Origin of the sequence: Anaerotignum faecicola (assembly GCF_003865035.1) — a bacterium.
In the GTDB taxonomy this organism is placed as follows: Bacteria; Bacillota; Clostridia; order Lachnospirales; family Anaerotignaceae; genus Anaerotignum_A; species Anaerotignum_A faecicola.
In genome coordinates this window covers 198,841-219,429 of sequence record NZ_BHVZ01000001.1, presented here as the reverse complement: position 1 = coordinate 219,429, position 20,589 = coordinate 198,841, and the positions used below count along the sequence as shown (strand labels likewise).

Sequence of the window (20,589 nt, the reverse complement as noted above, 5' to 3'; positions counted from 1 at the left end):
GCTGTATATATGAGCCAATAGTTCGGATTTATGAATAAAAGTTGTAAATAAAATATCAGCGTGCTATGATAATTTGAGAGATATCTATGAAACAGGATTCGATACAGATTGGCTTATGCAATGAGGAGAAAAACATGGCAGATAGTGGAAGGATTGAAAAAAAGAAAGACCGGCAGACAAATCAGGCGGATATGGGACAGAAACGCAGATCACATCGTATGAATATCACGGCACTTCTGATTTTTCTGTTTTTATTTATTGGCTGCTCTCTTTTGCAGTTTGCGAACAACAGGCAAAATGCACAGAAGTCCTGCGGACTGATGCTGGATCAGATGAAGGAGCTGATTACGGAAAATGAAAGGAGCTTTCAGCAGCTAGAGGATACGCTGAAGGAGGAATATACTATTCGGGCGAATATCGCGGCGGATTATATTGCGCATGGCTGGGAGGATTACAAGGAAGCAGATGATTTTGTTGCGCTGGCGAAGCTGTTAGGGGTGGACGAGGTGCATGTGTTTGATGAAAAAGGTAAAATCATTAACGGATCTGTCCCTAAATATTATGGCTTTACAATGGATTCAGGGGAACAGATCGGTTTTTTCAAGCCTATGCTTTCTGACCACACGCTTTCCCTTTGCCAGGATGTAACGCCGAATACGGCAGAGGGCAAGCCTATGATGTATGCGATGGTCTGGGCAGAAAATGACAATGCACTGGTGCAGATTGGCGTAACGCCGGACAGATTGCTGGAATGGATGCAGAGCAGCGATATCAGCAAGATTGTGGGGCGGTTGCCGTTGGTTGAAGGGATGTCGATTTATGTTGTGGAGAATGCAACAGGAACGGTGCTTGCCGCAACGAATGATGATATACTGGGGTATGAGATTTTCCCTGAAGACAGAATACAGGATTCTTTGGAGGAAGAAAAACGCTATCAGAAAACGGTTTCGTTCCAAAGCAGCAGCCGTTATGTTGTCTATGAAAAAATGGGGGAATATGATATTCTCGTTTCCTATAAAATTCGTGCCGCGAATAAAACCTTACCGCTTTCTATGGCAGAATTTGCGCTCATTCTGATTGCAGCACTCCTGCTGCTCACGCGAGTGACAAGAAGCTACATCAATTATCTGGAGCGGCAGGGGCGCGAGCTGCGTACCTCCAACATAGCAAAGACGGATTTTCTGCGCCGCATGAGCCATGATATTCGCACGCCGCTGAATGGGATTCGGGGCGTGACTGCGATTGCCGAGTATTATGCGGATGACATGGAAAAGCAGGCGGAGTGCCGTCATAAGGTAATGCAGGCATCCGGCTTTCTGATGGAGCTGGTTAATAATGTGCTGAATATGAATAAGCTGGAATCCGGTGAAATGAAACCGGAAAATAAGCCGTTTGATTTGATTGAGCTTTTGACAGAAACAGCGAGTATCATTGAGATGCAGGGGCAGGAATATGCCATCCATTTTCAGATGCAGATGGGGAAGCATAAATATCGTCATTTGATTGGCAGTCCGCTTTATCTGAAACAGGTTTTGCAGAATATCGGCGGCAATGCGGTGAAATATAACCGCGCAGGCGGAGCAGTCACGTTTGCTTCTGAGGATGTTTCGTATTCCGATGGGCGCGCGGTGATAAAATTCACCTGTACGGATACGGGGCGCGGCATGAGCAGGGAATTTCTCGTGCATGCCTTTGAACCGTTTTCGCAGGAAAATACGGACGCACGGACAACCTTTACCGGTACGGGGCTTGGACTTGCCATCACGAAGCAGATGGTAGAGCTGATGGAGGGAACGATTTCTCTGAAAAGTGAGCAGAATGTCGGCACAACAATTTCTGTGACGATTCCATTCCGAATAGATGTTGATTATACGGAGCCACAAGAGGACGCAAAGCCTGCCGATGCTGCTTCTCTGGAGGGCGTGCATGTGCTGCTGGTGGAGGATAACGAGTTAAATATGGAGATTGCGGAGTTCCTGTTGAAAAAGGCAGGAATCACTGTAACAACGGCATATAACGGACAGGAGGCCGTGGATGTATTTCGTACGAAGGCGGCTGGCACTTTTGATGTAATCCTGATGGATGTGATGATGCCTGTGATGGATGGGCTGACGGCAGCAAAGGAAATCCATGCAACGAATCGCGTGGATGCGGCGGAGATTCCCATTTTTGCTATGACGGCAAACGCATTTTATGACGATGTGAGACAGAGCAGAGAGGCTGGTATGGTGGAGCACCTTTCTAAGCCCATACAGGAGCAGGAGCTGCTGGATGCCATCCGTCGGCATGTGAAACGGTGAGTGCTTATAAGAGAGAAAAGGGAAATTCCTTAACAGAAGGAGTTTCCCTTTTTGGTTATTACCAACAGCAAACCGCCCAAATCGGGGCGATAACCTCGGTTCGGACGGTTCGGCATTTTCATATTGATGCTCTATCCGTTAGCATTTTAGCGGGTATAAAAGCATCCATTCATTACATGCTGCGAGCGCGGTACAGGAAGGTTACAATCTGCGCACGGGTACAAATGCCGTCCGGCATGAAGGAATTATCACCTGTGCCGGCGGTGATTCGCCCAGTCAACCGCTTTCTCATAGTAGCTGCCCTCCGGCACATCCATGAATGCGTCGGGCGCGGCTCCACAGGCGGCGGCGGTGGTGGCGGCGTAACAAAATATGCCGTAGCCGTTTCTCCCGCAGATAACGGCAAGGTTACACCCGATAAGACGAGCGCGGCAAAGGGCAGCGTTGTAACCATTACAGCAATGGCAAACGATGGCTATGCGCTTGATACAATCAAGGCAACCGATAAGGCAGGCAAGGAAATCAAGCTGACCGATAAGGGCGATGGCAAATATACCTTTACCATGCCTGCATCTAAGGTGGAAGTAAAGGCTGCATTTAAGCAGACTGCATCCAAACCCGGCAAGCCCGCTGAGGAAATGAAGACAGTCGTAGTAATGCAGATTGGCAGCAAGACGATGTTCGTAAACGGTAAGGCTTACGAAAAGGACGCTGCACCTGTTATCATGAACGACAGAACTCTGGTTCCGATTCGATTTGTAACAGAATCTCTGGGCGGCACGGTTGCTTGGAACGCAGAAACAAAAGAAGTTACTCTCGTGATTGACGGTAAGGAAATTAAGATGACAATCGGCAAGACGATTGAAAAATACGGCGTTGCTCCCGTTATCATCGATAGCCGTACCTTCGTTCCTGTTCGCTTCGTGGCAGATGAGCTTGGCGCAACAACCGCTTGGAATGCTGAAACGAAAACAGTAACCATTACGAAAGCAGTAACCCCTGTGAAAACAGAAAAATAAATAGAAATAAAACGAATAACCAGTAGGTTGGGCGTTCATCGGAAACGGTGAACGCCTTTTTTATGCCTATCGCAGTCATGTTTTATGATGAAATTACAATAATAAATCCTCTTTATGTGATATTAAGAGCCGAACAGGAATTTTTCTATCCAAAAATTTATGGAATTTTTTTCGCAAAATTCGATACTTGATTTCATTTTTTCGGGATATTTAGTGGGAGAAATTTCAAAGCTAAATAACGGAAGGAGGTGAGTCCTATGGAATTATCTCCTTCTGATAAAGGACGTATCGAGCATCAGTTTGACAGTTTTTGCAAACTGGTTCTTGTGTGCGAAATGAAAGATTACAAAAAAATGATTTTAAGAAAAATGGCAAAAGAGATTTTATTTTCTGAGCTTATGCTTATCCATGGCTATGATTTAGAGCATAAGAAGGCGGGGCAGGAAGAAATAAAGGATATTTTCTCAATTAAGGTTATGGGTTTTGATATTACCATTAAAAATATGCTTATAGCCGAAGCTGTTTTGTCACTGACCGAAAAAGGAAGGAATATCGTTTTGATGTCATTCTTCTTAGGAATGACGGATAAAGAAATCGGAAAAATGCTACATTTGGGGCAGAGTACGGTCAACTACCACAAAAACAATAATTTGAAAAAAATGAGAAAATTTATGGAGGAGTATGAAGAATGAGAAAAACAAAACAGGAGAAGCTGATTGAATATGAAATTGTAAAAAGAGCCTCCGAAGGAGATGTGGATGCAATCAATTTGGTTTTTGCCCATTATGAAAGCTACATAAGGAAATTGAGCTTGCGTCCGTATACAGATGAGTTTGGTATGACACAATTCTTTGTTCATTATGAGCTGAAGAACAGATTGGAGACAAAGCTGTTGGAGAAGATTTTGGATTTTGAGGCGGTGTGATGTAATAAAAGAGTTGTATAAATAACTGGTAGTAAATTCTTTAATATCTTTAATAAAGGAAATTTTTAGATAAGTATGACTAAATGTTATGCTTATCTTTGTATGTAATGAAATAAGTGGTAATAAAGTTAGAAAAGAAACGAAAGAGTTCAGAAATATACAGGAGAATATTGAACAGAAGAAAGAGAATCCGATGTTTCAGAAGATGTTTAAGGTGATTTAATATGAAAGTTGGACAATACTCTGGTTTAGGCTATGGAGTTTTTCTGTAGAAAAAAGTCATATTTGAAGATATAATTAATGTTAATTAGAGAGGATGTGATTTATTCATGGAAGTGAATTTGATAATTCTTCCCAAGAAAAACAGTGATATTAATTTGGGAATGAAGCGTCAGATAAGACAACTTTTTGAAAAACTATTTAATGATGTGAATGATTCTTCATTTTTAATTAATATAGATGATAATGTGGAAATTCAATATAAGATTTCCTCAAAAGAAAAGAATATGGTCTTTCTTAAATTGAGCTGTGATGGGACATCCGTTAAAGCAGCAAAATATCTTGATTTTGCAACTAATAGACTTATTCAAGGGGAACACAGGAAAACCTGGAATATAGTCATATCATATGATGAGGTATCTCAGCTATATTGTTGTAAGTTGATGCCGCTATTTGGTATATTTGAAAGAAGAATACGAGAATTGGTTTATATTACTATAATCAAAATATTTGGCGTTGATTGGTATGATAATTCCTTTAGCCAAAGCTTGCAGGATTCACTAAAGGGGAAGGGAAATAAAACCAAAATGGTTGAGAGCGCTTTGAATGAGTTGACTTATGAACAACTTAAAGAGTATCTGTTTACATCATTTTGTAGAAGGAATATTTCTGAAGTGATAGAACAAGAATTTTCGGAAACAAATATTGAAAAACTGACAAGAGAAGAAATGATAAATATTGTTAATCAATGCAGAAGCGAATCTTTGTGGAACCGTTTTTTTTCAGAGTATAAACAATTTAAGAACTTCAAAGAAAAGATTGATGAATTACAACTACATAGGAATACAGTGATGCATAATAAGAGGATGACTCGTGATGAGTACGAAAAAGTAAGGAAATCATTAAAAGGTGTCAATAAATTATTGGTGGAAGCGATAAATGTTCTTGAGGAAGATATTTATACTGAAACCAGATTAGAAGATGTAGTATCAGCTTTTGGGAATATGCTTGTTAAAGTATTGGGAGAGTCTGTTCCAAGATGGATTGAAAAGATGAAGCCAGCACTATCTACATTAGGAGAATTAGTTATTAAATCTGCAGTTCCTAAAATTGATGTATCAAGTATAATCCCTTCTTTAGAACTTAGTAATGCAATGAGTGTCCAAATGGAGCAAATTAGAAAACAATCTCAGATTATGGGGAATATTGCGGAACGGATGAAAGTTGCTACTAATGTAAATTCTCACTTTCCAGATACATCATATTTGGATGTTGCAAGCCGGTTAGGAAGTGTAGGTAATCAAATGGCAATAGCAACTGCAAAGCAAAATGCATTACTTAATGCACATATAAATCTACCAGATTTTAGTTATTTATCACAAATAAATAATATAGTTAATACTCCGACAATGGATACAGTAAGAAGATTAGCTGAACAAAACCAACGATTTGCGGATCTATTTGGTGCGGACAAAATGATTGGAGAGACCATTGACACCGATGGAAAAAATGACAATGAAGAAAAAGATAAAAGTTCTTAAAGGAAGCTGTTGAATTAAATTATATAAAATCTTTAGATCCAAATACAGCACCAAGGTATATGAAGTATATTCCTATTTGAGCATAAATTTAACTTGCTGGTAACTTGCAAAAATAGATATTGTTATTATGTGATAATTAAAAAAACTGCTTATTTTCAACATTTTATAGAGAATGAGCTATTACGAAATAAATAATATTAACTTGCCGGTAACTTGCTAAGATAGTAATTCGATAGAGAAAAAGCCATTTCGTCAGGAGTGGCTTTTTCTTATGCGATTAAAAAATTTTTTAATATTTTCAAAAAAATTCGATTTTTTTAAATTTCTGTCGGGATATTATATGCGAGGTAAATTCGCAGGGACATTTGAAAACCGAATACGCAACTTGCAGGCAACATTGAAAGAAACTTCTGTTCAGCCACAGTCCGAGCGTGATAACAACCGTCGCAGGCAATGGGAGCAGGTCGCCAAGAGGGGACAGGTGGGATTCCTATGGGCATTTTGCCGTCTGCAAGAGATTTATATTTATTGGAGATTTCATTTCAATCAGCAAAAAAACAAAACGATGTATGTAATTGCAGAAAGCGGAGACACAGGGTTATTGCTTTATAAAAATATAGGAAAGGGAAAGTCCTTATCAATGGAGGATTTCCCCTTTCTTATGTTTAGTGAAGATTGAGGTAACGGTAAAAGGAAGGTGAGATACATGGGAAAATCGAATATTTCTCAAAAAGATGCCTATAAGCTCATGCTGAAAGAGTATCCGGACATCATGACGGTTGAGCAGATGTGCGAGGTGCTCGGGATTAGTACGAAAACGGGCTATCGACTTTTGCGGGAAAAGAAAATTTGCTGTTTAAAGGTAGGCAGGGCATATCGTATTCCGAAGGCACATCTTTTTACATATTTATGTATCGGCGGAGAAGAAACATCTATTTAATGAAGAATACAGCTTGGATTTTTTTGAGAAGCAGTGAAGTTCTGTTATAATATAATTCAGGTACAGGTAGGTGTTTCTGCTTTATGGAAAGGAGTATTTACTATGGTAGCAGGACATCTTACTGAAAAGAAAGGTTACTATTACGCTGTATTGAATTATAAGGATTATACCGGAAAAAGGAAATCAAAATGGGTATCTACAGGATTGCCCGTAAAAGGAAATAAAAGGCGTGCTGAAAAAATTCTGGCAGATATAAAACGTGATTTTGTTCCGGATGAACCAAAGCGGATAGAGGCGAATATGTTATTTTCGGATTATATGGAAAGTTGGCTGAATATAATCAAGGGATCGGTTGCGGTTCCGACATATTCTTCTTATTCGGAAATCGTTAATAAAAATATAATACCTTACTTCCGAGAAAGAAAAATTACACTTCAAGGTTTAACGGCAAAAGACATTCAAGCGTTTTACCTTCATGAGCTGCAACGGGTCAGTGCCTCAACGGTCATTCATTATCATGCCAATATTCATAAAGCACTGAAATATGCTGTGAAGATTGATTTGATTGAGGTAAATCCGGCAGATAAGGTGGAGCGCCCAAAAAGGAAACAGTATGTAGGCAGTTTTTATGATGCGGATGAAATCAATGCACTTTTTGAAGCAGCGAAAGGAACAAAGTTGGAGTTGCCGATTCTTTTTGGTGCTTTTTATGGATTACGCCGCAGTGAGGCGGTTGGTCTGAAATGGGATGCGATTGATTTTGAAGAGAATACCATTGTGATACGGCATACGGTTACGCAATGCAATGTAGATGGTAAAAAAGTTATCGTTGCGTCTGATACCACGAAAACAAAATCCAGCAGGAGAACATTACCGCTTGTCCCTTTTGTGAAGGAAAGACTTCTTGCATTAAAAGAGGAGCAGGCGGAAAATCGTCGTTTATGCGGACGAAGTTATATCAAAGAATATCTGGGATATGTCTGCGTAAATGAAATTGGTGATTTAATCAAACCCAGTTATGTGACAAGGAGTTTTTCGAAACTGCTGCAAGCAAACGGGTTTAGGCATATCCGTTTTCATGATCTCAGGCATAGCTGTGCGTCGTTGCTTTTGAAAAACGGTGTTCCTATGAAACAGATTCAAGAGTGGCTTGGTCACAGCGATTTTTCAACCACAGCCAATATTTATGCACATCTGGATTGCAGTTCCAAACTGATTTCGGCTGATGCAATGCTGAATGGTTTGGGGATGGATTCTAAATAAAAAAGCCAGCAGTCGAAAATCAACTACTGGCTTATTCCTACGGAGACGGTGGGATTCGAACCCACGGACCCTGGCGGATCAAACGATTTCGAGTCGTTCTCGTTATGACCACTTCGATACGTCTCCACATTTATCTCAACATCAGAACCTCGGAAAAAGGAGAGAACTGAGGGAGAGAACAGCAAAAAATATTAAGTTAATCATACCCTAAAAACCCAGTAAAATCAATGGTTTTCATGCAAGAGAGTACCAAAAGGAGCAGTTGTTTTCGAGACCAGTCCCTTCAGCCACTTGGGTACATCTCCAAAGGTTATCTTAAACAGTATAGCAGAAGAAGGAAGAAAATGCAACGTCTGTATACAGAGAAGTGTTCTTTGATTGAAAAAGCGCGGCGCGCATGATATCATTTGAAGAATGAGAGGAGGAGAAAACGCATGGAATCCATCGGTTTATATATTCATATCCCTTTTTGCAGACAAAAGTGCCTTTACTGTGATTTTCCCTCGTGGGCAGGAAGGGAAGGACAGATGCAGATGTATGTAGATGCGCTGACGGCAGAAATCCGAGCGCAGGGCAAGCGGTATGAAAATCGCGAGGTTGTTTCGGTATTTTTTGGCGGCGGAACGCCAACAGCACTGGAAATTCCTATGCTGGCACAGCTGATGCAGGCGATTAGGGAAAGCTTTCGGGTTACGGCAGATGCAGAGCTGACGACAGAGGCGAACCCGGGAACGCTGAGCTATGAAATGGCGGCGGCGTTGAAGAAAATGGGCTTTAACCGCCTGAGCATGGGCGTGCAGGCATGGCAAAATTCCATTCTGCACAGGCTGGGCAGAATCCACACGATAGAGGAATTTCTGGAAAATTATCATGCGGTGCGGCAGGCAGGCTTTGAGAATGTGAATGTAGATTTGATGTTTGCATTGCCGGGGCAAAGCATGGCACAATGGCAGGAAACAGTGCGGCAGATTGCGGCATTGAAGCCGGAGCATATTTCCGCTTACAGCCTGATTATAGAGGAAGGTACGCCGTTTTATGAAAGCTACCGCACCGGAAAGCTGGAATTGGTATCGGAGGAGATGGACAGAGAAATGTACCACTGGACAGTGGACACCCTTGCGGAGTGGGGGTATGGACAGTATGAAATTTCCAATTTCGCAAAGGTGGGCAGACAGAGCCGCCACAATCGCATTTACTGGCAGGCGGAGGAATACCTTGGGATGGGCTTGGGCGCACATTCTTATATGGATGGAAAGCGCTTTCACAACAGCTATGATTTGCAAAAATATATTTCTGCGAAAGGAGATACTTCCTTATTAAGAGAGGATACAGAGTTGATTACAGAAACGGATGCATTGGCGGAATTTATGTTTCTGGGGCTGCGGCTGACGGAGGGCGTTTCGTTTGTGCGATTCCGACAGCGATTCGGGAAGGAAATGGACACCGTTTATGGGAAGGAATTACAGGAGCTGGCAGAGCTGGGGCTGCTTTTGCGCGACGAAAGCGGTGTGCGGCTGAGCAGAAGGGGGATTGATGTGAGCAATGCGGTGTTTGAGCGGTTCCTTTTATGAAAGAATATGAATGAATTGTAAACATTTTCAAAAATCATAAAAAATTTCAGATTAGCACTTGACATCTTCGGTGGCTAGTGCTATCTTTATATACAGAAGTTAGCACTCAAGTTAAACGAGTGCTAATAAAAGAAAAAGGAGGCGACGGTATGGCATTAAGTGACAGAAAGATACAGATTTTGCAGGCCATTATCAATGATTACATTGAAACGGCGGAGCCCGTCGGTTCCAGAACCATTGCAAAGAAATATAACTTAGGTATCAGCTCTGCAACGATTCGGAATGAAATGAGCGATCTGGAGGAAATGGGGCTGATTTTACAGCCGCACGCATCCAGCGGCAGAATTCCTTCCGATATGGGCTACAGGCTCTATGTAGACCATCTGATGCAGCAGAAGGAGCTGAAGCCGGAGGAAAAGAAATATCTGCAAAGCGTGGTCGCGCGAGATATCAATCAGATTGACTATCTGATGGAGGAATCCGCAAAGGCTTTGTCCCTGCTGACAAATTACACGACCTTTGTTTCGGAGCCTGTCGGGCAGAGAACGAGAATCAAACAGATTCGCCTGCTTCCGTTTGACAGCAGCTCCGTGTTGCTTATCATCGCAACGGGTGACAACTTCATTAAGAACCATGTCATCAAGATGGACAGCGCACCAACGGAGGAAAAAATCTTCTATATGGGCTGTTGCTTGAACAATGTGCTGCAGGGCTGCGCGCTGAATGAAATCGATGGCGTGGTGGTCAGCAAGCTGCAGGCAGAACTGAAGGAGTATCAGGAATTATTGCAGCCGATTCTCAAAGCGATTGAAATTACGATGCGGTCGGCGGAAAAGGTACAGGTTCACATGAGCGGTGCCAAGAATATGCTGGCGTTCCCCGAATTTTCGGATATCCAGAAGGCAAAATCTCTGATCCAGACCTTGGAGGAAAAGGATCAGCTGGTAACGATGCTGAAGGAAAGCTCCGGCAATGATATCCAGATTATGATCGGCAGTGAGAACAGCGTGCAGGGCATGCAGGATTGCAGTGTAATCACAGCGACGTATAAAATGGGGGATAATACAAGAGGTACCATTGGCATTGTCGGTCCAACCCGAATGGATTATTCACAGGTTATTTCCGTATTGAATGGAATGGTGCAGAGCATTGAAAAAGTATTGCGGAATCTATCCGATGGGAACCATAAAAATACTTAGAAATGAGGGAACAACGTGGAAGAAATGAAAAAAGACGAAGCTCTGGAGGAACAGCAGACGACGGCAGAAGCAGCAGAAGCAGCGGAAGCTGAGGCAGTTCAGGCAGAAGAGATTCCAGATGCTGTGGATGAAACGGCAGAAAAAATCGCGAAGCTGGAACAGCAGGCTGCGGATAATCTGGACAAATATCAAAGAACACTGGCGGAATTTGATAACTTCCGTAAGCGTACAATAAAAGAAAAAGCCGTGATGTATGATGACGGCGTAAGAAGTACCATTGAAAAGCTTCTGACAGTTATCGACAATCTGGAACGTGCCGTTGCGGTACAGGAAGGAAAGGTCGATGCGGACGATGCTTTCTTCAAGGGCGTGAAAATGACTCTGGTGCAGTTCCGGGAAATTCTGCACAGCATGGGCGTGGAGGAAATCAAGGCACTGGGCGAGAAATTCGACCCCAACCTGCACGCGGCAGTTGCGCATGAGGATGATGAAAGCTATGGTGAAAACGAAGTCATTCTGGAAATGCTGAAGGGCTATAAGTATAAAGATAAGGTGATTCGCCACAGTATGGTTAAGGTGGCAAACTGAGTACAAAATAAAAATGAACAATGTTCTTTTAGGAGGAATTGATTATGGGAAAAATTATTGGTATTGACTTAGGTACAACAAACTCTTGTGTAGCAGTAATGGAAGGCGGTCAGCCTGTTGTTATCGTAAACAGCGACGGTGCAAGAACGACACCCTCTGTTGTCGGCTTTGCAAAAAACGGCGAAAGACTGATTGGTGAAACAGCAAAACGTCAGGCAATTACAAACCCTGACAACACTATTTCTTCCATCAAGAGCCACATGGGTGAAAATTATAAGGTAAACATTGAAGGCAAGGCATATTCTCCTCAGGAAATCTCTGCTATGATTCTGCAGAAGCTGAAAGCAGACGCAGAGGCTTATCTGGGCGAAACCGTAACAGAGGCAGTTATCACTGTTCCTGCTTACTTCAATGACTCTCAGAGACAGGCAACAAAGGATGCCGGCAAAATTGCAGGTCTGGATGTAAAGCGTATCATCAACGAACCCACATCCGCAGCACTGGCATACGGTCTGGATAACGAAAACGAACAGAAAATCATGGTTTATGACCTGGGCGGCGGTACCTTCGACGTTTCCATCATCGAAATCGGTGACGGTGTTATCGAGGTTCTGGCTACAAACGGTAACACACATCTGGGCGGCGATGACTTCGACCAGAGAGTGATTAACTTCCTGGTAGATGAATTCAAGAAAGCAGAAGGCATGGATTTGTCTAAGGATAAAATGGCAATGCAGAGACTGAAAGAAGCAGCAGAAAAGGCGAAAAAGGAGCTGTCCACAGTAACCTCCACAAACATCAATCTGCCTTTCATCACAATGAATCAGGATGGTCCTAAGCATCTGGATATCACACTGACAAGAGCAAAATTTGACGAACTGACACATGACCTGGTAGAAAGCACCATGGGCCCCGTAAAACAGGCGCTGGCTGATGCAGGTCTGTCCACAGATGAAATCGATAAGGTTCTGCTGGTTGGCGGTTCCACAAGAATCCCTGCCGTACAGGATGCAGTAAAGAAATACACAGGCAAGGAGCCCTTCAAGGGCATCAACCCCGATGAATGTGTTGCAGTCGGTGCAGCAATTCAGGGTGGTAAGATGGCAGGTGATGAGGGCGCAGGCTCTATCCTGCTGCTGGATGTAACGCCTCTGTCTCTGGGTATTGAAACTCTGGGCGGTGTTGCAACAAAGCTGATTGACAGAAACACAACCATCCCTACAAATAAAAAACAGATCTTCTCTACCGCAGAGGATAACCAGACAGCTGTTGATATCCATGTTGTACAGGGGGAAAGACCTCTGGCAAAGGATAACAAGACACTGGGTCAGTTCAAGCTGGACGGTATCGCTCCCGCAAGAAGAGGTGTGCCTCAGATTGAAGTAACCTTCGATATTGATGCAAATGGTATTGTAAATGTATCTGCTAAGGATTTGGGTACAGGCAAGGAACAGAAAATCACAATCACAGCAGGCTCTAACCTGAGTGAGGATGAAATCGATAAGGCTGTCAAAGAGGCAGAGCAGTTCGCAGAAGCCGACAGAAAGAGAAAAGAAGCAATCGATGCGAAAAACGAAGCAGACTCTCTGATTTTCCAGACAGAAAAGGCAATCGAAGAGCTGGGCGATAAGCTGGACGGTGCTGATAAATCCACAGTAGAAGCAGAGCTGACAAAGCTGAAGGATACGGTAAAGGATCTGGCACCCGAAACAATGACAGATACAGATACAGAAAATGTAAAGGCTGCAACAGAAAGCCTGAAGCAGGAATTCTACAAGCTTTCCGAAAAGCTGTATCAGCAGGCACAGGCTGCACAGGGCGAAGCTGCACAGGGCGGCGACTCCGATGTGGTAGACGGTGACGGGAAAGAAATCTAATTGACAGAAACAAACAAAAAGCAAGGGTGCCTACCGACAGGGCAGGGCATCCTGCTTTGCTGTTAAGATAGCATAGGGGAAGATCCCCGGCAAGGTGGTGAGTGAGTTGGCAAATAAAAGAGATTATTATGAGGTACTGGGCGTAAAGAAGGATGCCACAGATGCGGAGCTGAAAAAGGCTTACCGTAAGATGGCAGTAAAATACCATCCTGACCAGAATCCCGGGGATAAAGATGCAGAAGAAAAATTTAAGGAGGTCAACGAAGCGTATGAGGTTCTGAGCGACAGCCAGAAACGCGCGCAGTATGACCAGTTCGGTCATGCGGCCTTTGAACAGGGCGGCATGGGCGGCGGTGGCGGCTTCTATAGCGGTCAGGGCTTTGATATGGGCGATTTGGGTGATATCTTCGGCAGTATGTTTGGCTTCGGCGGCTTTGGCGGCGGCGGAGCAAAAAGAAACGGCCCCAGACGCGGGAAGGATGTAAACATAAGCATCCAGCTGACCTTTGAGGAGGCAGTTTTTGGCTGCAAAAAAGAAATTTCTATTGCAATTTATGATGAATGTGAAACCTGCCATGGCACAGGCGCGAAGGCAGGCAGTCATCCCGAAAGCTGCCCGACCTGTCATGGGACAGGGCAGGAGAGAGTGATACAGCAGTCCATGTTTGGCTCTGTAACCTCCGTAAGAACCTGTTCTAAGTGCGGCGGTACGGGTAAGGTTGTGAAGGACCCCTGCAATACCTGCCATGGCAGCGGCAAGGTGCGTAAAACAAAGAAATACGAGGTCAACGTACCCAAGGGTATTGATAACGGGCAGACCATTCGTCTGGCAGGCAAGGGCGAAATCGGTGAAAACGGCGGCGGCTATGGCGATTTGCTCGTAACGGTTTATGTACAGCCAAACCGCGTATTTGTGCGTAAGGGCTATGATATTTATTGTGATGTACCGATTACCTTTGTGCAGGCGGCACTTGGCGGCGAAATCACGATTAAGACCATTGATGGTGAGGAGAAATATACCGTCAAACCCGGTACACAGCCCGATACGGTGGTAACACTGCGAGGCGTGGGTGTGCCGAATCTGAGAAATCCTAAGGTAAGAGGGAACCAGATTGTAACATTGAAGGTAAAAATCCCTACGGATTTGAGCGAGAGACAGAAGGATTTGCTGCGTCAGTTCTATGGGGAGGCACCCAAGGCAGCGACAGAAGCAGAAGCTCCTAAGGAGGAGAAAAAATCCTTTTCAAAAAAAATGAAGGACTTCTTTAAAGAAGACTAAGAGAAAAGCGATCAAACAGTTCCCCTGTTCCGAAAAAGGAATAGGGGACTTTTTTGTGCAGAGTTGCGATGGTTTGTGGTTGTAATTCGTTTTTCAAAGTGATATGATTATACGATAACCTAATGAAAAAAGAAGATGAAAAAATTGGGGAAGTGGGTATGACAGGGCTTTTGTTAAGGCTTTTTGTAAAAAATTATACGGATGTAGAGAATACGCAGGTGCGTACCGATGTAGGCAAGCTGGCAGGCGTGGTCGGTATTTTCTGCAATGGGCTTCTGTTTTTCGGCAAGCTTGTGGCAGGGCTTCTGTCCGGCTCGGTTGCGATTGTTGCCGATGCGGTGAATAACCTTTCGGATGCATCCTCCTCTGTGGTGACGCTCCTTGGCTTTCGTCTGGCACAGCAGCCTGCGGATGCAGACCATCCCTATGGACACGCCAGATATGAATATCTTTCGGGGCTGATGGTGGCAGTGCTGATTCTGGTTATCGGCGTGGAGCTGGTGAAATCCTCCGTGGAAAAGATCATTCATCCGGAGGCAGTGGATTTCTCTGCGCTGACAGTTGTCATTCTGGTTGGCTCTATTTTGGTAAAGCTGTGGATGTCCTTCTTTTTCGGTAGCTTGGGGAAACGGATTCACTCTCTTACTCTGGAGGCAACCGCGGTGGATAGCCGCAATGACGTAATTACAACGGCGGCGGTTCTGCTGGGGTGTTTCGTGGGATTTCTGTTCCGTATTAAGATTGATGGTTACATCGGTCTGCTGGTTGCGGTGTTTATTCTCCATTCGGGTGTAAATATCGTAAAAGAAACGATTTCTCCGCTGCTCGGCGAACAGGCGCAACCGGATTTAATTGAGAAAATCAAGGAACTGGTGACAGCACCGGACGAAATTCTGGGTGTGCATGATTTGCTGATTCATGATTATGGCCCGGGGAAATGCTTTGCTTCGATTCATGCAGAGGTCAATGCGGATTTGTACTCTCTGGAGGGGCACGACATCATTGATGAGTTAGAAAGCAGGGCTTTGCGAGAGTTGAATGTCCATTTGGTGATTCATTATGATCCTATTTTGGTGAATGATGCGGAATGGAATGAAATGCGGCAGGTGACACAGGAGATTATCCATGAAATTGACCCTGCGGTGACAATGCACTGCTTCCGCATCGTTGGCGGTAAGGAGCAGAAAAATCTGGTGTTCGACCTGATGGTGCCTTATGAAGCGAAGCGTCCGAATGAGGAATTGAAGCAGGAAATTGATCGGAAGCTTCAGGAAAGAAATATAAAATATGGAACCGTCATTCGGTTTGATGGGAAGGAATAAAGGAAAAGAGATAGAACGTTTTTGTTCTATCTCTTTTCCTTATAGCTTGTTTTCTTTTTTCAGATATGCCAGAAAGCCCTCTAGACCCTCTGCAATGTCATGATATGTGATATCGAAATCTCCTGTATACCAGGGGTCGGCAATATCTCTGGGGCGACTGCTGAAATCCAGCAGACGATAAACCTTATGGTCGGGATCCTCCTTGATTTGCCGCATTAAATTGGGAATGTTGTACCGCTCCGCAACCAAAAGATAGTCATAGGCGGCATAATCCTCTTTCGTTACCTGCCTTGCGTGGTGCATGGTGCAGGAAATGCCGACAGATGCCAACTTGCGCTTTGCCGGGGGATAGACTCCGTTGCCGATTTCCTCGCGACTCGTTGCGGCGGATGCAATGTGGAATTGAGCGGAAAGTCCGCGTTTTTCTACCATGTCGCGGAAAAGATATTCCGCCATGGGGGAACGGCAGATGTTGCCGTGGCAAATAAAAAGTACATGTATCATGAATATCAAACACCTTTCTAATTATGTTTTTTCCTATTTTACCTGAAATTTCTGTATTTTGCAAAAACAAGAAGGCGTCTGGTGGAAAAGGTGGGCACTTTTTCTCTGCCTCGACAGAGAAAAATACATGTTTGGTGCATTTATGTGTGGAAATAAATGCACCCTTCACGCACCCCTCCTAGCGCAGTAATTGCGTTTATTTCTTAAAATTTTATAAATTTTACGCAAATCAGATGCAATTTGCTAAGATGTCTGATAAGATGAAGCTATCCGAAGGGAAGTTCGGGCAAGTAAAGGGAAAACGTATTGCGTAAGGAGGTATGACAGATGAAGAAAAAATTTGTTGTAGTTGGGGCAATGGCAGGCACGCTTATTTTTACACAAAGTGCCCTTGCGGCAGGGCTTGCGGTTACGCCGTCCAAAAACACGCTTTCCGTGCAGTCGGGAGAGGGCGTGCAGACGGTGGAGGCTGTCCCCGCGTATCTGTATCAGGATAATAATTATTTTATGCTGCGCGATTTGGGGAAAATCCTCGGCTATCGTGTCGATTGGAACGAAGCGAAAAAGCAGGCTTCTCTGACAAAGGAAAGTGCTGCGCAGGATTTGCAGCATCTGAGTGCGGCAAAGCAGGCAAAAGCCGTACAGCAAAGCAAGCAGACCATTCTCGTTGGCGCAACGGAATACGAAAACATGAATTGCCTGAATATTGACGGTTATAATTATTTCAAGCTGCGCGATTTGGTCGAGATTATGGACTTCACCTGTGGATGGGACAGCGAAAAGAATCGGATTCAGCTCTCCACAGGCGAGCAGAACGACGAGGGAGTCAGCATATCCGTAAAGGATTTTCTGGTTGAAGGGGCGAAGCAGAAGGAGATTGAGGAGGATGTGCCTTATGTCCCTGATTCGAAGGATTATGCAGCACTGGAGGTCTATATGCAGAAGAATGTAGACAAGGACTTCAAGGCGGCTGATTTTATTATCACAGAAGCAGAGGAGGGCAGCAATACGCCTAACCTCATCACACTGGATATGCGTCTGAATGTAAACGGTGTTATGACAAAGAATTTCGGCTATCGGGTTCTCTGTATCAATAAAAAAGCAGCGCTGATTACCTTTATCGGGGAAAAGAATCCCGATTTTGATATCACAAAGGCAGGTGCGCAGAAGCTTTCCGATGCTGATGCAAAGCAGATGGCATTAGATATGGATAAAAACAGCTACAAGGTAGAGAAGCAGACGGTTTCCCGCTATTTCGATATGCAGGAGCTGAAGCAGAAATGCGAGGTAGAAACGACCTATATTGACAATGGGGGCGCAACCTTCGTAACGGCGCACGCCTTTGATGCAGAATAACAGCTGATAATTTTATATAGAAGAAACACAAACAGGAACAGCAAAGCAGAAGCAGCCTTGATGTTCCTGTTTTTCGTTGGCAATAAGATATAGATGTGCTATAATATTCACATTAAATGTAACTTTTTGGGGAATTTTGAATATTTCAAGGGCAGAGTGAGGCTTTACAGCGTCAGGCAGAATTCGCGGCAGAGCTTGAGATACAAAAGACAGAACGACAGGAGAGGATCGCCTTATGAGACGAAGAAAACTGCTGATTGCAGACGATTCTGAAATGAACCGCGCAATTCTTGCAAATGTACTGGATCAGGAATTTGAAGTGATTGAAGCAACAAATGGGCAGGAAGTCATCATTGCGTTGCAGAGCTATGGCACGCAGATTTCCGCATTGCTGCTGGATATTGTGATGCCTGAGATGGACGGATTTGAGGTTCTGGAGGAAATGAACCGCAGACATTGGATTGAGGATATCCCCACCATCATGATTTCCGCGGAAACCAGCAATACCTACATCGACCGTGCATTTGAACTGGGTGCATCTGACTACATCAGCCGTCCCTTTGTACCCGGCATCGTTCGCCGCCGCATCATCAACACAATCCTGCTGCATACCAAAAAGCATCAGCTGATGGACGTGGTTGCGGATTGGTTTTTCCGCAGAGAAAAAAGCAACGAGGTTATGATATCGATTCTGGGCTATGCCTTGGGGCTGCGCTGCGGGGAAAAGGGGATGCACATGTCCGGCGTAAGCCGTGTGACGGGGCTTTTGCTGCACTGTCTGATGAAGCGGACGAACCGCTATGCGCTGAATCCGGATGATATAGATGTAATTTGCATGGCGGCAAGCCTGCATGATATCGGGAAACTGCTGATTCCGGAGGAAATTCTGACAAAGCCCGGCAAGCTGACTGAGGAGGAATTTGCCATTGTGAAACGGCATACGGTGATTGGTGCGGATATTATTTCAGGAATGTCTGTGTATCAGAATGAAAAACTGGTGAAATACGCCACGATGATCTGCCGCTGGCACCATGAGCGTTGGGATGGCAAGGGCTATCCGGACGGGCTGGCAGGGGATAATATTCCCATTGCGGCACAGGTGGTTTCCGTTGCGGATGCTTATGATGCGCTGACGAATGAGCGCAGCTATAAAGAAGCCTTTTCGCATGATACGGCACTTGCTATGATGCATAACGGCGAATGTGGCAGTCTGAATCCGCTCCTGCTTGAATGTATGGATGAGCTTTCGGAGACCCTGCGGCATGGCGTGGAGAAAAAGCCTGTGGGACAGAGTGCGGAGCAGGTATATGAAACGGTGGAGGAGCTTTACAGTGGACAGGATGTCATTGCGGCGCGCATGACAAAGCAGCTGGAGGAGGCCAACACAAAAGCAGAATTTTTCGCAAATCTCAGCGGAGAGCTGTGGTTTGAATATACTGCACAGCCTTCCTCTCTGCATCTTTCCAAGGGTGCAGTAGAGCAGACGGGACTGCCGGATGTGATTGTTGACCCGATGGAAAATGAAGCCTTTCTTTCCGTTTTCGGGAAAAAGACGCTTGCGCTGCTTACCGAGAAATTACAGGAGCTGCCGACTGACCGGACACAGATGGAGTTTATGGCACAGATTACGCTAAACGGAAAGCCGAGTCAATGTCAGACTGCCATTCTGGTTTCGGGCAAGAAGGACAGCGAGGGACATTATAGCTCTCTGCTCGGAAAAATTGTAGATATTGATGAAAACTATAAGAGAATACAGATGTATGATGCCGAAGCAGCGAAGCCTGCTTTGCAGAAGCAGGTGCTGTTGCCCATTCTGGCGAGTGGAGAAAGTGTGATTCGGATTACGGAGAAGCAGGTTGGCCCTGTGCTGCAGGGATATCGGACGATGTTTGAAACGGTTCGGCTGGTGGACCCTGAAATCTGTATGCAGGTTTCTACAACAAAGGAGAGTCATTCTGTGCAGAAGAATGAGGATTGCTTTGCCCTCTGGGGGAAATCGCGCCGCTGTGAGCGCTGCATTTCGCAGGATGCCATCCGTATGGGGAAGATACAGACGAAGGTGGAGCCGATTGGCAATGATGTCTATTATGTATTTGCAATGCCAATCGAGATAGACGGCATGTCCTATTCTCTGGAATGTGTGAACCCGATTCGCTCGGAGGATATCAACGGCATAGAAAGCGAGCACGTTCTGAATCAGCTGCTTGTGCGGAACAGGCAGGTTTATATGGATTCTGCAACAAGAGTATATAATCGCCGGTATTACGATGAACGGGTGCGTAACCTGAGCGGAGAATATGCGCTGGCGATGATTGATATTGATAATTTCAAGAAAATCAATGATCGCTTCGGGCATACCGCGGGGGATGCGGCATTGTATTATGTGGCGCAAACAATTCGTTCCATGCTGCGCAGCAACGATGCACTGATTCGCTACGGTGGAGATGAGTTTTTCCTGCTGTTTGATAATATGCCGGAGCAGATTCTGGAACGAAAGCTGGAGGAGCTCTGCCGAGCGGTGCGTAAGATTGAGGTGGCGCAGTATCCGGAGCTGAAGCTGACCATCAGTATTGGCGGTGCGTATGCTTCGGGGCGGATTTCGGATTTGATTCAGAAGGCAGATGCCGCCTTATATGAGGCGAAGAAAGAAAAGAATCGCGCGGTGATTTTTTAAGGAGGGGTATTT

General features: G+C 44.6%; 17 protein-coding genes and 1 tRNA gene. 16 read left to right on the top strand and 2 right to left on the bottom strand.

The features are described 5' to 3' along the window. The first annotated feature begins 134 nt into the window (after positions 1 to 134). From EJE48_RS01005 to EJE48_RS00970, 8 genes are all read left to right on the top strand, one after another. Positions 135 to 2,300 (top strand): response regulator, encoded by a 2,166-nt coding sequence (locus EJE48_RS01005; RefSeq protein WP_207667366.1) that lies wholly within the window; start codon positions 135 to 137, stop codon positions 2,298 to 2,300. A 236-nt stretch (positions 2,301 to 2,536) separates the two neighbouring features. Then, complete coding sequence (locus EJE48_RS01000; RefSeq protein ID WP_160117287.1) at positions 2,537 to 3,319, top strand: stalk domain-containing protein; 783 nt, start codon at positions 2,537 to 2,539, stop codon at positions 3,317 to 3,319. 257 nt (positions 3,320 to 3,576) lie between these two features. Then, positions 3,577 to 4,011 (top strand): sigma factor-like helix-turn-helix DNA-binding protein, encoded by a 435-nt coding sequence (locus EJE48_RS00995; RefSeq protein ID WP_118581640.1) that lies wholly within the window; start codon positions 3,577 to 3,579, stop codon positions 4,009 to 4,011. Next, positions 4,008 to 4,244, top strand: a complete 237-nt coding sequence (locus tag EJE48_RS00990; protein ID WP_016407134.1) for a helix-turn-helix domain-containing protein — start codon at positions 4,008 to 4,010, stop codon at positions 4,242 to 4,244. The genes EJE48_RS00995 and EJE48_RS00990 overlap by 4 nt, the downstream gene beginning before the upstream one ends. A gap of 329 nt (positions 4,245 to 4,573) precedes the next feature. Then, positions 4,574 to 6,004, top strand: a complete 1,431-nt coding sequence (locus tag EJE48_RS00985) for a hypothetical protein (RefSeq protein ID WP_016407133.1) — start codon at positions 4,574 to 4,576, stop codon at positions 6,002 to 6,004. Positions 6,005 to 6,275: 271 nt separating this feature from the next. Further along, a complete protein-coding gene (locus tag EJE48_RS00980) occupies positions 6,276 to 6,683 on the top strand; it encodes a hypothetical protein (RefSeq protein ID WP_016407132.1) in 408 nt (135 codons plus the stop codon). A gap of 27 nt (positions 6,684 to 6,710) precedes the next feature. Next, complete coding sequence (locus tag EJE48_RS00975; protein ID WP_016407131.1) at positions 6,711 to 6,944, top strand: helix-turn-helix domain-containing protein; 234 nt, start codon at positions 6,711 to 6,713, stop codon at positions 6,942 to 6,944. A 102-nt stretch (positions 6,945 to 7,046) separates the two neighbouring features. Further along, complete coding sequence (locus EJE48_RS00970) at positions 7,047 to 8,207, top strand: tyrosine-type recombinase/integrase (RefSeq protein ID WP_118581637.1); 1,161 nt, start codon at positions 7,047 to 7,049, stop codon at positions 8,205 to 8,207. 40 nt (positions 8,208 to 8,247) lie between these two features. On the opposite strand, the gene EJE48_RS00965 is transcribed toward EJE48_RS00970, so the two are convergent. Beyond that, a tRNA-Ser gene (locus EJE48_RS00965) sits at positions 8,248 to 8,333 on the bottom strand. 308 nt (positions 8,334 to 8,641) lie between these two features. Here EJE48_RS00965 and hemW point away from each other — a divergent pair. The 6 genes from hemW to EJE48_RS00935 all read left to right on the top strand — a co-directional run bounded on the left by hemW (position 8,642) and on the right by EJE48_RS00935 (position 16,043). Next, positions 8,642 to 9,778 carry a radical SAM family heme chaperone HemW gene (hemW, locus tag EJE48_RS00960; protein WP_118581634.1) on the top strand — a complete coding sequence of 379 codons (1,137 nt, stop codon included), beginning with the start codon at positions 8,642 to 8,644 and terminating at the stop codon, positions 9,776 to 9,778. A 149-nt stretch (positions 9,779 to 9,927) separates the two neighbouring features. Continuing rightward, on the top strand, positions 9,928 to 10,977 hold the full coding sequence (gene hrcA, locus EJE48_RS00955) for a heat-inducible transcriptional repressor HrcA (RefSeq protein ID WP_118581631.1): 1,050 nt from the start codon (positions 9,928 to 9,930) through the stop codon (positions 10,975 to 10,977). 24 nt (positions 10,978 to 11,001) lie between these two features. After that, positions 11,002 to 11,565 carry a nucleotide exchange factor GrpE gene (gene grpE / locus EJE48_RS00950; protein ID WP_118581758.1) on the top strand — a complete coding sequence of 188 codons (564 nt, stop codon included), beginning with the start codon at positions 11,002 to 11,004 and terminating at the stop codon, positions 11,563 to 11,565. Positions 11,566 to 11,609: 44 nt separating this feature from the next. Next, the gene (gene dnaK / locus EJE48_RS00945; RefSeq protein WP_118581628.1) at positions 11,610 to 13,442 is read left to right on the top strand and encodes a molecular chaperone DnaK; all 1,833 of its coding nucleotides are present in this window, start codon (positions 11,610 to 11,612) and stop codon (positions 13,440 to 13,442) included. A gap of 106 nt (positions 13,443 to 13,548) precedes the next feature. Next, positions 13,549 to 14,721, top strand: coding sequence for a molecular chaperone DnaJ (gene dnaJ / locus EJE48_RS00940; protein ID WP_124984212.1), 1,173 nt, complete (start codon positions 13,549 to 13,551; stop codon positions 14,719 to 14,721). A 158-nt stretch (positions 14,722 to 14,879) separates the two neighbouring features. After that, positions 14,880 to 16,043 (top strand): cation diffusion facilitator family transporter, encoded by a 1,164-nt coding sequence (locus EJE48_RS00935; protein WP_118581622.1) that lies wholly within the window; start codon positions 14,880 to 14,882, stop codon positions 16,041 to 16,043. A 39-nt stretch (positions 16,044 to 16,082) separates the two neighbouring features. Here the strand turns inward: EJE48_RS00935 and EJE48_RS00930 are convergent, their stop codons facing one another. Further along, the gene (locus EJE48_RS00930) at positions 16,083 to 16,547 is read right to left on the bottom strand and encodes a low molecular weight protein-tyrosine-phosphatase (protein ID WP_124984211.1); all 465 of its coding nucleotides are present in this window, start codon (positions 16,545 to 16,547) and stop codon (positions 16,083 to 16,085) included. Between the two features lie 327 nt (positions 16,548 to 16,874). Here EJE48_RS00930 and EJE48_RS00925 point away from each other — a divergent pair, with 327 nt between their 5' ends. Both EJE48_RS00925 and EJE48_RS00920 read left to right on the top strand, forming a co-directional pair. Beyond that, a complete protein-coding gene (locus EJE48_RS00925; RefSeq protein ID WP_118581596.1) occupies positions 16,875 to 17,903 on the top strand; it encodes a stalk domain-containing protein in 1,029 nt (342 codons plus the stop codon). A gap of 235 nt (positions 17,904 to 18,138) precedes the next feature. Next, on the top strand, positions 18,139 to 20,577 hold the full coding sequence (locus EJE48_RS00920) for a diguanylate cyclase (protein ID WP_118581593.1): 2,439 nt from the start codon (positions 18,139 to 18,141) through the stop codon (positions 20,575 to 20,577). Positions 20,578 to 20,589: the final 12 nt, after the last annotated feature.

Excerpts from the sequence above, each read along its gene's own strand:
- EJE48_RS01005 (WP_207667366.1), top strand. The coding sequence starts at position 135 with ATGGCAGATAGTGGAAGGATTGAAAAAAAGAAAGACCGGCAGACAAAT.
- hemW (WP_118581634.1), top strand. The coding sequence starts at position 8,642 with ATGGAATCCATCGGTTTATATATTCATATCCCTTTTTGCAGACAAAAG.
- EJE48_RS00985 (WP_016407133.1), top strand. The coding sequence starts at position 4,574 with ATGGAAGTGAATTTGATAATTCTTCCCAAGAAAAACAGTGATATTAAT.
- EJE48_RS00995 (WP_118581640.1), top strand. The coding sequence starts at position 3,577 with ATGGAATTATCTCCTTCTGATAAAGGACGTATCGAGCATCAGTTTGAC.
- EJE48_RS00925 (WP_118581596.1), top strand. The coding sequence starts at position 16,875 with ATGAAGAAAAAATTTGTTGTAGTTGGGGCAATGGCAGGCACGCTTATT.
- EJE48_RS00975 (WP_016407131.1), top strand. The coding sequence starts at position 6,711 with ATGGGAAAATCGAATATTTCTCAAAAAGATGCCTATAAGCTCATGCTG.
- EJE48_RS01000 (WP_160117287.1), top strand. The coding sequence starts at position 2,537 with ATGAAGGAATTATCACCTGTGCCGGCGGTGATTCGCCCAGTCAACCGC.
- dnaK (WP_118581628.1), top strand. The coding sequence starts at position 11,610 with ATGGGAAAAATTATTGGTATTGACTTAGGTACAACAAACTCTTGTGTA.
- EJE48_RS00930 (WP_124984211.1), bottom strand. The coding sequence starts at position 16,547 with ATGATACATGTACTTTTTATTTGCCACGGCAACATCTGCCGTTCCCCC.
- EJE48_RS00990 (WP_016407134.1), top strand. The coding sequence starts at position 4,008 with ATGAGAAAAACAAAACAGGAGAAGCTGATTGAATATGAAATTGTAAAA.
- hrcA (WP_118581631.1), top strand. The coding sequence starts at position 9,928 with ATGGCATTAAGTGACAGAAAGATACAGATTTTGCAGGCCATTATCAAT.
- EJE48_RS00980 (WP_016407132.1), top strand. The coding sequence starts at position 6,276 with ATGCGATTAAAAAATTTTTTAATATTTTCAAAAAAATTCGATTTTTTT.
- EJE48_RS00970 (WP_118581637.1), top strand. The coding sequence starts at position 7,047 with ATGGTAGCAGGACATCTTACTGAAAAGAAAGGTTACTATTACGCTGTA.
- grpE (WP_118581758.1), top strand. The coding sequence starts at position 11,002 with ATGAAAAAAGACGAAGCTCTGGAGGAACAGCAGACGACGGCAGAAGCA.
- EJE48_RS00920 (WP_118581593.1), top strand. The coding sequence starts at position 18,139 with ATGAGACGAAGAAAACTGCTGATTGCAGACGATTCTGAAATGAACCGC.
- EJE48_RS00935 (WP_118581622.1), top strand. The coding sequence starts at position 14,880 with ATGACAGGGCTTTTGTTAAGGCTTTTTGTAAAAAATTATACGGATGTA.